The sequence below is a fragment of the Paenibacillus sp. ALJ109b genome, assembly GCF_010747435.1.
Taxonomy (GTDB): Bacteria; Bacillota; Bacilli; order Paenibacillales; family Paenibacillaceae; genus Paenibacillus; species Paenibacillus taichungensis.
The window spans coordinates 160,153-173,741 of the sequence record NZ_JAAIFP010000008.1; the positions used below are offsets into that span (position 1 = coordinate 160,153).

15 protein-coding genes are annotated in these 13,589 nt (G+C 47.6%); 7 read left to right on the plus strand and 8 right to left on the minus strand.

The window, feature by feature from the left end:
* The first annotated feature begins 20 nt into the window (after nucleotides 1-20).
* The 3 genes from G3352_RS10410 (at nucleotide 21) to G3352_RS10420 (ending at nucleotide 4,173) form a co-directional block, all read left to right on the plus strand.
* Complete coding sequence (locus tag G3352_RS10410; RefSeq protein ID WP_163756781.1) at nucleotides 21-1,442, plus strand: arabinan endo-1,5-alpha-L-arabinosidase; 1,422 nt, start codon at nucleotides 21-23, stop codon at nucleotides 1,440-1,442.
* 708 nt (nucleotides 1,443-2,150) lie between these two features.
* Nucleotides 2,151-3,131 (plus strand): glycoside hydrolase family 43 protein, encoded by a 981-nt coding sequence (locus tag G3352_RS10415; protein WP_163756231.1) that lies wholly within the window; start codon nucleotides 2,151-2,153, stop codon nucleotides 3,129-3,131.
* A gap of 193 nt (nucleotides 3,132-3,324) precedes the next feature.
* Complete coding sequence (locus G3352_RS10420) at nucleotides 3,325-4,173, plus strand: EcsC family protein (protein ID WP_163756233.1); 849 nt, start codon at nucleotides 3,325-3,327, stop codon at nucleotides 4,171-4,173.
* A gap of 231 nt (nucleotides 4,174-4,404) precedes the next feature.
* Here G3352_RS10420 and G3352_RS10425 read toward each other — a convergent pair whose 3' ends face one another.
* Entirely contained in the window at nucleotides 4,405-5,673 is a 1,269-nt protein-coding gene (locus tag G3352_RS10425; RefSeq protein WP_062324021.1) for an MFS transporter, read from the minus strand.
* Between the two features lie 217 nt (nucleotides 5,674-5,890).
* Here G3352_RS10425 and G3352_RS10430 point away from each other — a divergent pair, with 217 nt between their 5' ends.
* Nucleotides 5,891-6,031 carry a hypothetical protein gene (locus G3352_RS10430; protein ID WP_163756235.1) on the plus strand — a complete coding sequence of 47 codons (141 nt, stop codon included), beginning with the start codon at nucleotides 5,891-5,893 and terminating at the stop codon, nucleotides 6,029-6,031.
* Nucleotides 6,032-6,119: 88 nt separating this feature from the next.
* Here G3352_RS10430 and queF read toward each other — a convergent pair whose 3' ends face one another.
* From queF to G3352_RS10460, 6 genes are all read right to left on the minus strand, one after another.
* Nucleotides 6,120-6,611, minus strand: a complete 492-nt coding sequence (queF, locus tag G3352_RS10435) for a preQ(1) synthase (protein ID WP_063564570.1) — start codon at nucleotides 6,609-6,611, stop codon at nucleotides 6,120-6,122.
* 126 nt (nucleotides 6,612-6,737) lie between these two features.
* Nucleotides 6,738-7,490, minus strand: coding sequence for a 7-carboxy-7-deazaguanine synthase QueE (gene queE / locus G3352_RS10440; protein WP_163756237.1), 753 nt, complete (start codon nucleotides 7,488-7,490; stop codon nucleotides 6,738-6,740).
* The gene (queD, locus tag G3352_RS10445; RefSeq protein ID WP_163756239.1) at nucleotides 7,483-7,974 is read right to left on the minus strand and encodes a 6-carboxytetrahydropterin synthase QueD; all 492 of its coding nucleotides are present in this window, start codon (nucleotides 7,972-7,974) and stop codon (nucleotides 7,483-7,485) included. Before queD ends, queE begins: the two co-directional genes overlap by 8 nt.
* Nucleotides 7,971-8,660, minus strand: a complete 690-nt coding sequence (gene queC / locus G3352_RS10450) for a 7-cyano-7-deazaguanine synthase QueC (protein ID WP_163756783.1) — start codon at nucleotides 8,658-8,660, stop codon at nucleotides 7,971-7,973. Before queC ends, queD begins: the two co-directional genes overlap by 4 nt.
* Before the next feature lie 362 nt (nucleotides 8,661-9,022).
* A complete protein-coding gene (locus G3352_RS10455; RefSeq protein ID WP_163756241.1) occupies nucleotides 9,023-9,727 on the minus strand; it encodes an AIM24 family protein in 705 nt (234 codons plus the stop codon).
* Between the two features lie 18 nt (nucleotides 9,728-9,745).
* Entirely contained in the window at nucleotides 9,746-10,201 is a 456-nt protein-coding gene (locus G3352_RS10460; RefSeq protein WP_113051754.1) for a hypothetical protein, read from the minus strand.
* A 340-nt stretch (nucleotides 10,202-10,541) separates the two neighbouring features.
* Between G3352_RS10460 and G3352_RS30880 the strand changes: the two genes are divergently transcribed.
* The 3 genes from G3352_RS30880 (at nucleotide 10,542) to G3352_RS10470 (ending at nucleotide 12,749) form a co-directional block, all read left to right on the plus strand.
* Nucleotides 10,542-10,709, plus strand: coding sequence for a hypothetical protein (locus G3352_RS30880; protein ID WP_205524809.1), 168 nt, complete (start codon nucleotides 10,542-10,544; stop codon nucleotides 10,707-10,709).
* Between the two features lie 207 nt (nucleotides 10,710-10,916).
* On the plus strand, nucleotides 10,917-11,621 hold the full coding sequence (locus G3352_RS10465; RefSeq protein ID WP_163756243.1) for a hypothetical protein: 705 nt from the start codon (nucleotides 10,917-10,919) through the stop codon (nucleotides 11,619-11,621).
* Nucleotides 11,622-11,783: 162 nt separating this feature from the next.
* The gene (locus tag G3352_RS10470; protein ID WP_163756245.1) at nucleotides 11,784-12,749 is read left to right on the plus strand and encodes a helix-turn-helix transcriptional regulator; all 966 of its coding nucleotides are present in this window, start codon (nucleotides 11,784-11,786) and stop codon (nucleotides 12,747-12,749) included.
* A gap of 55 nt (nucleotides 12,750-12,804) precedes the next feature.
* Here G3352_RS10470 and G3352_RS10475 read toward each other — a convergent pair whose 3' ends face one another.
* On the minus strand, nucleotides 12,805-13,476 hold the full coding sequence (locus G3352_RS10475) for a 3'-5' exonuclease (RefSeq protein WP_163756246.1): 672 nt from the start codon (nucleotides 13,474-13,476) through the stop codon (nucleotides 12,805-12,807).
* Nucleotides 13,477-13,589 lie beyond the last annotated feature (113 nt).

Below are 13,589 nucleotides of genomic sequence, written 5' to 3' on the forward strand. Positions count from 1 at the left end.
GAAAAGGAGTTGTTGCTTCCATGTTGCTTATGCTGCTGGTTGGGGCTACAGGCTGTTCTGGAGATGGAGCAGGGGAATCAGTTTCCCCGCCAGTCTTTCCGGATGCTCCCCAAGATACTCAATTGTATGACACCTCCATTCTGGACGACGAATCCCGTTGGACGGTGAACAATGCGCATGATCCGGCCATTATCAAAACAGATCAGGGATATTACGTTTATTCCACAGACGTTCGTGTAGCAGGGGAAGCGAAACCTGGCGTCATGGTACGCAAGTCGGATGATCTGATCAACTGGTCATGGATAGGTCAGGCTTTGCCGGGTATTCCAAAGGAAGCCCTCGATTGGACAGGTGCAGTTAACCTGTGGGCACCGGATGTGATTGAGGTTGGTGATACCTACCGAATGTATTATTCGGCTTCAACCTTTGGCAGTACGCGTTCGGCTATTGGTTTACAGACATCCTCGTCTCCGGTGGGTCCTTGGACAGATGAAGGGTTGGTAGTTAAAACATCCGAGAATGAAAAGGATAAGTTGAATGCCATTGATGCCAATCCAGTATTGGATGCCGAAGGCAATTCATGGATGGTTTACGGTTCCTTTTTTGACGGAATATACATTGCACCTCTCGATCCGGAAACCGGAAAGTTCAAGGAAGAGGGGTATGGTACACGCATTGCCGCCCGTGATCGTGCTACGGAAGAAGGTGCGGTCGAGGGCCCATATATTGTGTATAACCCGGAGTTCAAAAAGTATTACCTATTCGTCTCGTATGATTCCTTATTCGAAGATTATAACGTGCGTGTAGCCCGCGCTGATTCCATTACAGGCCCCTACACGGATGTAAATGGTATGAACATGCTGGATACGGAGCATCTGCCTCAATATGAAGTTGGAACCAAAATTCTGGGTGGCTATCGCTTCACCGAAGGTGAGGGCTGGGTTGCACCAGGACATAACTCAGTCCTTAAGGATGGCGACGATTATTATATCGTGCATCATGCGAGAGGCGAGACGGATAAAAACTGGCCGTATCTGCATGTACGTAAAATGCTGTGGACCAAGGACGGCTGGCCTGTTGTGTCACCAGAACGTTATGCAGGTGAGTACGTACAGGACATTCCGAAGTCAATGATCGCTGGGGAGTGGGAAGGCCTGGCTGTTGACCCATCGGTGGACGGACAGGTGCAGGCAGTGCCTTACACTTTGCAAGCCAACGGCAAATTGAAAAGCGAAAACGGTTCAGGCAAATGGACGTTTGACGGCAAACAAACACTGACGCTGGAGTGGAAAGAAAGCCCGTGGGGCGGAGCTTCCACAGAGGAGCTCAAGCTGCTCCCGTCCTGGGACTGGGAGCGAAGCCAGCCTGCGCTTGTAGTTACCGGCCTGAACGACCACGGCATTGCCGTCTGGGGCAAACAGATTAGCGCAGCGGAGAAGTAGAGAGCCGTAGATATGGCTCGAAGTTTGGAATTGGAGCTGGCCGAGAAAGTACGGCCAGTCATGCATTTAGTAGGGAGAGCCGCCCGAGCGAAGCGGGCGACCCCATAGATACAGAGCCACACCGATGGCTCGGAGTTTGGATTTGGTTCAGCGAGCGCGGTTAGAGCGAAGCTCTTGCTTTTAAGGTGCACAAGCAGCGAAGGGGGAGGAAGGAGCCGAAGGAGCGTCTTTGGCATCCGATTTCAACCGCCAAGAGCGGTGTGAAAGGAAATCGGAGGACAAGAGAGCAACAAGGCCCTCCGACCCCGGAGCGTCCGCGGTGCACCAAGAGCTGGCCCGAAAAAAAAGTCCAGCCAAGCATTTAGTGGGGAGAGTCGACCAAGCGAAGCGGTCGACCCCATAGATACAGAGCCACACCGATGGCTCGGAGTTTGGGTTTGGTTCAGCGAGCGCTGATAGAGCGAAGCTGTGCTTTCAAGGTGCACAAGCAGCGAAGGGGGAGGAAGGAGCCGAGGGAGCGACTTTGGCATCCGATTTCAACCGCCAAGAGCGGTGGGAAAGGAAATCGGAGGACAAGAGAGCGACAAGGCCCTACCACCCCCGGAGCGTCCGCGGTGCACCACCAAAATAGTCTTTGCACTTTATCCGTCAGCTTTTTCAAACCTTCACTCCGAGCCATACACACACATTTGAAAGGGGAGCATTCCCATGACTGATTCCATTACATTTACCAATCCCATCCTGGAGCAGCGAGCTGATCCGTGGGTGTACCGTCACACCGATGGGTACTATTATTTCTCAGCTTCCGTGCCAGCCTTTGACCGGATTGAGATTCGTCGTGCACAAACGCTGGAAGAGTTAAGAGATGCTGAGCCGGTAACGGCATGGCACAAACGTGATACAGGACCGATGAGTGCCAACATATGGGCACCTGAAATTCATTTTATCGATGGAAAATGGTACATATATTACGCAGCAGCTCATACCAGCGAGACGAATGAAGGCCTTTTCGACCACCGGATGTATGTGTTGGAGAACGATTCTGCGAATCCACTGGAAGGTGATTGGGTGGAGAAAGGACAGATTCATACGCGCTGGGAGACATTTGCATTAGATGCAACGACTTTTGAACATAAGGGAATTCGTTATCTGGTTTGGGCACAGAAAGATCCGGACATTGTGGGTAACTCAAACCTGTACATTTCCGAGATGGAAAATCCATGGACGCTGCGTGGAGAACAGGTCATGATCGCTACACCTGAGTACGATTGGGAGATCATTGGCTTTAAGGTAAATGAAGGGGCAGCAGTGTTGCATCGCAATGGCCGGATTTTCATTGGCTACTCTGCAAGTGCGACCGACTATAATTATTGTATGGGTTTGCTCACTGCGGATGAAAATGCCGACTTGCTTGATCCAGCGAGCTGGGTGAAATCGCCTAAGCCGGTATTCCAAACGTGTGAGACGAATGGTCAATATGGTCCGGGTCACAACAGCTTTACGGTATCACCGGATGGCAAAGCGGATATTCTGATCTATCACGCACGAAACTACAAGGACATCGAGGGAGATCCTCTCTATGATCCAAACCGTCATGCCCGCGCGCAGGTAATTCACTGGAACGAAGATGGCACACCTGACTTTGGAGTCCCTGTTCCAGATGGGAAGGCTGCGGCTGAAGCGAAATAATAATACTGCTAGAGTTTTAATATAGTAAGCCCTTAGTCAGCGAGCCATGCTGATTAGGGGCTTTTACTTATGTACACATTGAAAAGGGAGACATGAAGACGGATACGAGGGGTAGCATAGAAGCAACCATCCTCTGAACTCTGCGTATGAGGAGTATACAATTCACTATACACATAACATTAGGAGGCCATATATGGATTCACGCGAGACATTGGACCGGGAGCTGGAACAGATTTTAAAATGGGAAAAAGGGCAGAAGGACTTGTTTATTTGGGACAAAATTGGACGTTTGCCATTTGCCATGCTGGATAAAGTTATGCCCAAAGCGCTGAAACAGAAGATTGGGGACTCGCTGAACGAAGTCGGTCTGTATGTGCAGAATGGCGGGAAATTTCTCGTTCAGAAAAAGAAGGTGGCCGAGCTGCTCCAAGAAGAAGCGATCCAATCCGGTTATTCCATGAAGGCCGATACCTCTTACGATGAACAGGATGGAGAATCAAAAGATACGACGAAAATTCACAGTGTGGAAGGTTTACCGCTTAAAGTGCTGGATCGCACTGCCGATAACATTACGGACAGTCGAACGAGGTTTGCTGCCGCACAAGGAGCTGCAACAGGCATCGGTGGCATAGTGACAATTGCGGCAGATATTCCAATGGTGATGGGGCTTTCCCTGAAGGTGCTGCAGGAGATGGCGTTATGCTACGGATATGATCCTGACGAACCTCAAGAGCGCATATTTATTGTCAAATGTCTGCAATTCTCCTCTGCCGATATTGTGGGCAAGAAAGCGATAATTGATGAACTCGCCGATTACGATAATCCGGACAAGCAGGTTGAGGTTATCTCTCAAATGCAGGGCTGGCGGGAGGTTTTTAATTCCTACAGTGAATCGTTTGGGTGGAAAAAGCTGTTCCAACTCATTCCGATTGCTGGCATGGTATTCGGTTCGGTGAGTAACAAAAATACGATTCGTGATGTTGCCGAAGCCGGAAAAATGTTGTACAAAAAACGGCTGATACTTCAGCGCCTTTCGCAATGATGTCCATCACCAAAACTGGCAATGAAACGACAGATACGAGGCTCTGATTCTAACGCTAACGCTGACAAAACAAAAACGGGATGAAGCCCTAAAGGTACAGGCTTCATCCCATTTGCATATGCTGGCGTTAATTCTAGCTTGGTTAACCATCTGACGTTACTTTTCATTAGGCTGTCTTAACAGCGTACTTTTGTTTCATTGTATATTGGAGCTTAGATTATATAGGATCTGTTATTCTTCGCTACCGTTCTCTTCCGCCCAACGGTTCAGCAACTTATCCGATGGAAGCAGGAAGGTGAAGATACCGATCAGTGGCAGGAAGCTGCACATTTGCATGACTGGAGATACGCCGAACACGTCGATCCAGTTCCCCAGCACGAGTGCCCCCAGACCGCCCATACCAAATGCAAGACCAGTAATCAGACCGGAGACGGTCCCAATTTTACCTGGAATCAGCATTTGTGCATACACAACGGTCACCGAGAAGCTGGACAACATGATGAACCCAATAATACTCAGCAACACGGCTGTCCAGAACAGATTCGCATAAGGCAGCAGCAGCGCCAGTGGAGCGGCTCCGGCCATTGACAGGAAGATCATGTTACGTTTACCGAAGCGATCCGCGAGTGGACCGCCAAAGAACGTACCAAGAGCCCCAGCCGCCAGGAACAGGAAGATATAGATCTGTGCGTCCTCTGTGGACAAGTTAAATGTATCCTTCAGGTTAAACGCATAGAAGCTGCCGATCGAAGCGACATACCACGAACGGACAAAGACGAGCAGAATCAAAATGGTTATTGCAGCAGCAATCTTTTTACGTAATGCTGGATTGGGAGCACGACGAGCTGCAGCCTGTCTGCGCAAATATCCTCCCGATTGCAGCATTCGTCCATACCAGCGAGCGATGTAGATTTGAACCGCGATTCCCGCAGCTGCAATGCCCGTGAATCCGATGGCACCGAACAAACCAAACGGGATGAAAATCCATCTGGTGAGCAATGGAGCCAGAGATTGACCAGCGTTACCGCCCACCTGGAAGATTGACTGAGCGAGACCCCGACGAGGCCCTGCGGCCATATGAGATACCCGTGAACCCTCTGGATGGAAAGCCGCCGAACCGAGCCCAACAAAGATGACAGAGATCAGGACAGCCATATAGCTGTCGGCGAAGGCAAGCAATAGCATACCGGTAAACGTAAAGCCCATGCCAATGGGCAGAATGGATGGTGTCGGTTTTTTATCAGCAAACCAGCCTACAACAGGCTGCATAATGGAAGCAGTAAAGTTAATAGCAAACGAAATCCATCCGATCTGCGTATACGTGAGATGCATGGAGTCTTTCAGAATTGGAAAAATAGCCGGAATGACAGATTGGATTGAATCGTTGAACAAATGGACCAGACTGATGGCAATTAAGATCCGGTAAACGGTACCTTGAGCATCCAATCCGGGTGGAGCTTTCGAACGCGCAGCGGCGTCTTTGGATAATGAATTTTGCATGGACATGAACAGTTCTCCTTTGGTCGCGGTCACGAGGGATCAGCGCCTGATGATGTGATGTGCCTAAGCATATTGTTACATAATAGGACAGATTTGAAAGGTCGACAAGGGGAACAGGTGAAATTAACGTTCTCTTTATAATGTAAACTATTAATATACTTTAAAAATTCTACTATTAAAGTTCTACTAAAACAGAAATGATAAAGGACTGATCAATATGAAATCGCTATCACCATATGTTCTTGCCAAACGTAATTTGGCGATGACCATTCTATTTATGGCAGTCATGACTTTTCTGACTATCTATGTTGCATCGACGTCTCTGTACTTTGCTATCGGATTTTTTGTAAAAAAGTAAAAGCCGAACTTCTTCAGATAGAAGAGTTCGGCTTTTGTGCGCTCTATAATTTTATTTCATACAAAGCATAATTGGTGTGTCTACCCAATTAACGATTATCAATAGTCTCTGGATACATATCATGATTCATCATGCGATGCTCAGCCATTTGTTCATACTTCGTACCCGGTTTGCCGTAGTTGGTGTACGGATCGATGGAAATGCCGCCGCGCGGCGTGAATTTACCCCACACTTCAATGAAGCGTGGGTCCATCAGCTTAATCAGGTCGTTCATGATGATGTTCACACAATCCTCGTGGAAATCGCCATGGTTACGGAAGCTGAACAGGTACAGCTTAAGTGACTTGCTCTCCACCATTTTCACATCAGGGATGTAGCTGATATAGATCGTTGCAAAGTCCGGCTGACCTGTGATTGGGCACAGGCTGGTGAACTCAGGGCAGTTGAATTTGACAAAATAATCCCGGTACGGGTGTTTGTTATCGAAATTCTCCAAAATTCCCGGATCATATTCAAACGTATATTTTACGCCCTGGTTTCCCAGCAACGTTAGATCTTGCATCTCATCAGGTTGTCTCATGGATTCGTAAACGCTCCTTATTTCCGGCGACGCACGAAGCTTACCGGTATATATGATAGGCCATCTTAGCCTCTGGTTGTTCCCAAAATTACATCATGCCGCCCATTATTCCATCCAAATAGCCCATCAGACGCCGCGTTTGTTGCCCCACACAAGGGTATGCAGCTGTGGTAGCACACGAACGTTGTTCAGATCATCGGAAGCACTGACTTGATCAATCAGCCACTCATAACGGGCAAGCAGCGAAGACGCCAGATCTGGCGTATCAGCAGAAGTGACATCCGGGTTTCCGGTCTGCAAAAATAAATCCGTGCCCGGATACCGTGCATGCACACGGCGGGCATAGTCCAAGTCTGTCTCATCGAAAATCACGATTTTCAGACTGTGGCTTCGTTCCACCGGGCGTGCAGCCAGTTGGTGGATCAGATCATCCAGCACAGCCCAGTCAGTGTTCATGCCTGAGCTGGGAGGCTTGGGCGACACGGTGACTTCGTCAATGTCCGCCAGCCAAGACTGCCAACGGGAGCCCTGCGTTTCTACCGCGGTGCGGATGCCGTTCTCCTGAAGCAGCTTAACCAATCCCCCCAGCGAAGCGAGCAGGGCAGGGTTGCCGCCGGAAATCGTCACGTGGGAGAAGCGCGAGCCGCCAACGCGGCGCAGCTCCTTCCACACGTCCTCCGGCGTAATCATTTGGATCAAATCCTTGCCGCTGCCGTCCCAAGTAAAGGCCGAGTCACACCAGGAACATCGATAATCGCAGCCCGCGGTGCGGACGAACATCGTTTTCTGCCCAATAACCATGCCTTCACCTTGAACCGTAGGACCGAAGATTTCCATCACAGGAATGCGAGTCTCTTTGCTGCGTTCCACACTACTCATCGATCATCCACTCCCGTCTAGCCTCGGCGTAACTGGTCGGTGTCTCGTATAAGCGGACAAACTCTGTTCGACCACCTTCGGTCAGTGCGGCATACGGTTCGGTCTGCAAGGCTTGTTCCATCTGCTCGAACAACCAGACGACCATATTTTCAGCAGTTGTGTTCATGAGGGGAAGGGTTTCGTTCAGATACTGATGATCCAGATACCCTTCTATTTGTGTTTTCCATATCTCCTTGATATGTCCAAAATCAACCGTAAGTCCGGTCTCACCCGGATAACCGCTAATGCCAAAAACGACTTTATACGTATGCCCGTGCAAATTCTTGCACTTGCCTTCATAACAATGCAAATGATGCGCAGCGTCAAACGTAAACTCCTTGCTGACAAGCACACGTTTACGATGATAGCGAAGCTGTGCAGGGAGGATGTCTTCACCAATCCGCTGCAACCGTTCCACAATACGAAATGTTCCCGGTTCTCTCATCGTACGTCCGCTCCCGCAGCTTCAACAGTAGCAGAATCAGTGCGTTGCTCCAGATAGCGATCCAGTCCGGCTTTGCGAAGTTTGCAGGCAGGACATTCTCCGCAGCCATCGCCGATAATCCCGTTATAACAGGTCAGTGTGCGCTCACGTACATAATCGAAGGCACCAAGCTCATCCGCCATTTTCCATGTTTGGGCTTTGTCCAGCCACATCAGTGGGGTGTGAATAACAAAGGGATAGTCCATGGACAGATTCAGCGTTACATTCATCGATTTCACAAACGAATCCCGACAATCCGGGTAACCGCTGAAATCCGTTTCGCATACACCTGTGACGAGGTGACGAGCCCCTTTTTGCTTCGCCATAATGGCTGCAAAACTGAGGAACAGCAAATTCCGTCCATCGACGAACGTACTCGGCAGTTCGCCTTCTTCATGCGTAATCTCTACATCCGTACGGGTGAGTGCATTGGGCGCGAGTTGGTTTAACAAACTCATGTCCAGTACCGTTTGCTGTACACCCAGATCGCGAGCGATCTCTGCGGCACATTCAATCTCCAGCTTGTGACGCTGGCCGTAATCGAAGGTAACCACCTCGACCTCAGCAAATTGCTGTTTGGCCCAGAACAAACAAGTTGTACTGTCCTGACCGCCGCTGAATACAACGACTGCTTTTTCTTCGTTCAACATAAAAAAACCTCTCCATCTTCTTAAGATCAATCCATGCACATAGGCACAGAGCGTCGGAAGAACAGAGAAGTTCATGAACTGGCATCCATCAAAAAACACACCTTCTCGTAGGCTGCTTCAAAAAAAGCAGGCACGATCTAGTGTCCTTAGTTTTTTACGTACGCTGTTACCTAAAATGTACGCAAGACTTATTGACCTTACTAAAGGTCGAGTCTTATAGAGGGAGTTCGCGAACCTCTCCCATGCCATAGGCATGGATTTTCTTCTTCAATTGTCCGGTTCAGTATATCACATTTCCAATACGGTGAGCATGCTTTCCATGAGAACCCATTTATAACCGAGCCTAACGTCATCTGGACTTATTTGATCAATACATTTCCAAAAGGAATGACTTCCTTCAGAATGCGCTTAAATAAGCCTTCATCGTTCATATCCTGTTCCAGTCTATGATTTTCACGACCAGCCTGAAAGAGTACAGAGCCATGTCCTGTCATCTTCCAATGATAATTCATATGCTGGCTGGCAAGATTGTTCCCGTATACGGTAAGTTCAAGCTGCGCGTTCTCAGGATAGGCGATAATACTGCCTGCATCCACGTATAGTGGTGCGGTAGGGTGCAATTCCTGTTGGCAGACCTGACCTTGTGTCAGCAATCCAATTTTGCCTTTGCCCGAAAACTTCATTTTCACGGCATCCCGAGTGATGAGCATGTTTTTGATTTTCTGAATTTTGGTGTGCATCGTGACGCCGTCAGAGTAGAAGAACAGATGGCGGAAGTCGTACAGTAGATCACTGTTCTCACTCAGTTCAACTTCCTTCATAGTGAATCCGGGAGGCAGGGCGGCCACAAATTGACAAGGACCGGTAATTTCGGATTTGATCAGCTTTTTTTTGCGATAGATACCCGAAATATTCATGAATTTATCATGGCGACTGCTGCTGGGGCCGCGAAAAGCGACAATTTGCTGGGGATGGAGAATATGCAGGCGGTCGTCCTGGATCAACGAGAACGTGACCACTTGTCCGGCTCCGCCAGCTTCGGCATTATTCAGGTGTATGTGCATGCGGTTGCTCCTGTTCTTTTATACTCGGCCTGAACGGCGACGCATTCCCCAGCGCATCACCCGAATCAGAATAAAGTATCCCAATATGAGTGAAACGGCTGTGATAATCATCGTTTGAATGCGTTTGGCAGTTGCCGTTTTGGCATCCTGATCATTTTGCAGCTTACTCACCATGTCGGTCAGTTTTTCGTTTTGCGCCAGCAGCAACTCGTTCTGGGCCTTGAATGCTTCGACATTTGCCTGGGCTTGTCCCAATTGGGCGGAAGTCTGATTCAACTGCTCCAGCGTCTGTTTATAGCTTTCCTGCAAGGCGTTCACTTCTCCAGGAAGCTCGGAGACTCGTTCCCATCCACTATAGATATCGGAGAATATATTGGCATTTGCTGCACTGACTGTAGAAGTCAAAGAAACAGTAAATAATACACATGTGGTGAATAACACCCGAATGAAATAACCCTGAATGGATTTTGGCATGAATGGCACCTTCTTTCGGTTACATAATCGTTTGCCGATTTCGTCATCATTTGTTGAAATACGGCTCTTACATTATACGTCAAAACCGGGACAATGGGTTCAAGATGATGTAGTTTTAATTACCCTATATGAGAATAATTCAATACATGTAGACAGGTGTTTAATTTCTAGGCCGCCGGGGTAATAGAAGGACAGGGCAGTACTGCGGACGATCTTGACATCATTCTTTTACTTCAGCTCATGGTGCCTGCTATTCATATTAACGAAATTTGTAATTTAATGAGTGAAAACAATATATCCGATTTTTATGAAGATCGTGAATACGAAGGGGTAGAAACGTATGTACACAACTAAACAAACTGCAACAACCAAAACGATTATGATCACTGTAAATGGTGAGCCAATCGGGCGTGAATTGATTATCGACAGTATTACTTATGCTCCGATTACAGAACCTGATTCTATACAAAATTCACACAAAATGGGAATAAATACTTCTGCGATTTAAGTTAGGACTTGTCATATGAAAGTGGTCTAAAAGCTTGGCATACTGCCAAGCTTTTTCGTCGTTTATTGTCGTAATTACACGGATTTAGGGACGAGAAACTAATATTATGGAAAAATTTCCTGCGAACATATGTTCCGTGACAATATAGTGTCCATTTACCCTGATAACTTAGAAGATAATACATATAAATCGGGGGAGAGACTACCAGTGAACTCAGTCTTTGAAGTATCTTATTCGTGGAATAGAGAGGCCATACCGACAGGGGGAGCGGACCCCGTATATATGATGGTAGAGTGGCGTAACGGTGCCCCTGCCAAAAGACTCAGGAAAATAGCACCCAAAATTGTGTCGCGAGACTTGGAACTTTTGCTCAAACCGGAATTTGGAATTCAGCTTAAAGGCATCTACGGCTGTCGTTCCAAAGAAACGGATATCGGTTGGGTTCTAAGACTTGGAGATGTATACAAGGGAGAGAGTAAACAAATTTTACTCGAATTCGCCATGGGACCTCGTGTATCGGGGAAAAGTGCCGTATGTTCAGCTTATTGGAGTACGCGAAAATTGAAACAAAGCCAGAGAGTACTGCTGCGCAGAGAACAGTTGTACATTCAGTACACCAGTCATCTGGGCATGCTGCGCCAGCCGGAAGATCCCAAGGTAGAGAAGACAATCAAATTAAACGAAACAGTTCCTCTGATTAAACAAGCTTTGCGCGCTTATGAAAGAGGTCGTACACAAGAGGGCAGCGACATGCTGCGTCGTCACGCAGATGCTCTGTTAATTGAAGCGGCACGAAAACAGGATCTGGATTATTATGCGGAAGCCGAAATTGTGGAGAAACTTCGGCACCATTACGGGATTACTTTTAATTCCATGGTTCGTAATCGCGGAAAAACGATGTTAGGAGAATAGGGATAAAGAACTAGGGATGTTGGTGCGGAAAGGAATATTTCTACATAATTTTTTGAAGGTGAAGTCAAGGAATAAGTCGAATGTACTAAACAACATAATAATAAAAAAATGGATGGAGTTGTATCGAATTTATTGAAACAACATCGTGGAGGGTCCGGCAAAATGACAGACCGACTGATCCGATTAATGCGCATTATAACTCTTGTGCAGGCCAAGCCGGGTATTCTGGCCCGTGAGCTTGCCGAGCGGTGCGAGACAACGGAAAGGACGATATACCGCGACATGGAGGCCCTCAGTGCAATGCATATCCCCATCGCCAATATGGGACACGGGAGAGGATATATGTTTATCAGCCATTTTGCCATGTATCCGCTGAATTGGTCTGATGAAGAAGCTCAAGCCTTTATGCACCTGGCAGAAGTCATGGAGAATATTCGTCCGTTGCTGAAGCCTGCTTTTGAGAGCGCGTATGAGAAAGTGGTTGCTTCGAGTCAGAAAAACAAAACAGAGCGAGTGGAATGGTCTGAGCAAATTGGCGGGTTGTTCAAGGTGGGTACTTCTGCTTGGCAAAATGAAAGTACCGAACTTCTGAATCATTCACTGGTGACCTTGCTTCAGGCCGGAATTTCCCAGAACACTATTGAAGGAGAATATCTGTTTCAAGGTAAAAAGGGGACTGCACGAATGGACCCCTACTGTCTTATTCCTCGTGAATACCGATTTGATCTGTTGGCGTATTGTCACCTGTCAGAGAAACTGAGAATATTTCAAGTGAACCGTTTGTACAGGGTTCGGATTTTGCCACGCACGTTCCGCAAAGATGACTACCTTTTACAATCTCACTTCCGTACGCCACAGGAACTTAGCGGCAGTACGGAGTGGACTGCATTCAAAATCAGATTCTCACCGCACGCTGTGGAGCGTGTCATGCAGGAGCAGTTTTTTGCACGCCCCATCTTGACGATTGAACCGGAAGGCACGTTGTTGTTTGAAGCCATATTGAGTGATGAAGAAGGGTTTCTAACGTGGTTGTCTCAATATGGACCCGATGCCGAAATTCTGGAACCCGAGAAATGCCGCCTCATGATGAAAGAACGTCTGGAACGTTGGAGAAAGATCTACAACTGAACTTCAATGCAGATCATGGCTGGTCTGCCTTTGTTCAACATGCAATCGTAGTCCATTATTCTTTGGTCTTGAACAGGTGTGCAAGGTTACCGAAAGGGGAATCTTTCTCGTCATCTTCAACACTACTGGAATAGACCACTTTGGATGTGATGCCCTCATCATCTGCGGCGCAATTGGTTTCCAGTTTGAACTGATCAAATTGATGTATGAATACTTTGGCTGTATTAATCGCATCATCCAAAGCGCGATGCTGGGTGCCATCGAATTCAATACCACACAGTTCAAGAGCCTGAGCGAGTCCAAGCTGACGGAATTTTCCTTCCTTGCGTACTGTGCGTGACCATTGCTGCTGAATATCATTGTGGTTGATGATCCAGGCTACATCGAGTTGATGAGTGCGACAATGAGAGATCAATTTGGCGCGGTCATCCGGTCCCCAGGAGCACATGTAATAGGATTCACTTCCCATCCAGACAATAAATTGATTCAGTGCCTCCGGAAAAAGAGGGGCTGCGTCAATGTCTTTCTGCGTAATACCCGTAAACTGAATCGTATCGGCGGACAGCACCGATTTATTGGAAGGACGAACATAAGTATGGAACGTGTCCGATACATACAGGCCGTTCTCACCTTCCGTTACTTTGACGGCACCGATATCTATAATTTCAGAAGAGTAACGTGTATTGCGACTTACCGTGAATTCAAGATCGTAAATAATATATGGCATAGGACAAACTCCTTTATCAATTAATACATGGTTTCTATTTCTCTATATTACAGGGAACGCACGGCCATGTCAGCCATCGCCCAGCAATTCATTTTAACGTAAAGCTGGCAATA

Excerpts from the sequence above, each read along its gene's own strand:
- G3352_RS10410 (WP_163756781.1), top strand. The coding sequence starts at position 21 with ATGTTGCTTATGCTGCTGGTTGGGGCTACAGGCTGTTCTGGAGATGGA.
- G3352_RS10415 (WP_163756231.1), top strand. The coding sequence starts at position 2,151 with ATGACTGATTCCATTACATTTACCAATCCCATCCTGGAGCAGCGAGCT.
- G3352_RS10420 (WP_163756233.1), top strand. The coding sequence starts at position 3,325 with ATGGATTCACGCGAGACATTGGACCGGGAGCTGGAACAGATTTTAAAA.
- G3352_RS10425 (WP_062324021.1), bottom strand. The coding sequence starts at position 5,673 with ATGCAAAATTCATTATCCAAAGACGCCGCTGCGCGTTCGAAAGCTCCA.
- G3352_RS10430 (WP_163756235.1), top strand. The coding sequence starts at position 5,891 with ATGAAATCGCTATCACCATATGTTCTTGCCAAACGTAATTTGGCGATG.
- queF (WP_063564570.1), bottom strand. The coding sequence starts at position 6,611 with ATGAGACAACCTGATGAGATGCAAGATCTAACGTTGCTGGGAAACCAG.
- queE (WP_163756237.1), bottom strand. The coding sequence starts at position 7,490 with ATGAGTAGTGTGGAACGCAGCAAAGAGACTCGCATTCCTGTGATGGAA.
- queD (WP_163756239.1), bottom strand. The coding sequence starts at position 7,974 with ATGAGAGAACCGGGAACATTTCGTATTGTGGAACGGTTGCAGCGGATT.
- G3352_RS10455 (WP_163756241.1), bottom strand. The coding sequence starts at position 9,727 with ATGCACATACACCTGAATAATGCCGAAGCTGGCGGAGCCGGACAAGTG.
- G3352_RS10460 (WP_113051754.1), bottom strand. The coding sequence starts at position 10,201 with ATGCCAAAATCCATTCAGGGTTATTTCATTCGGGTGTTATTCACCACA.
- G3352_RS30880 (WP_205524809.1), top strand. The coding sequence starts at position 10,542 with ATGTACACAACTAAACAAACTGCAACAACCAAAACGATTATGATCACT.
- G3352_RS10470 (WP_163756245.1), top strand. The coding sequence starts at position 11,784 with ATGACAGACCGACTGATCCGATTAATGCGCATTATAACTCTTGTGCAG.
- G3352_RS10475 (WP_163756246.1), bottom strand. The coding sequence starts at position 13,476 with ATGCCATATATTATTTACGATCTTGAATTCACGGTAAGTCGCAATACA.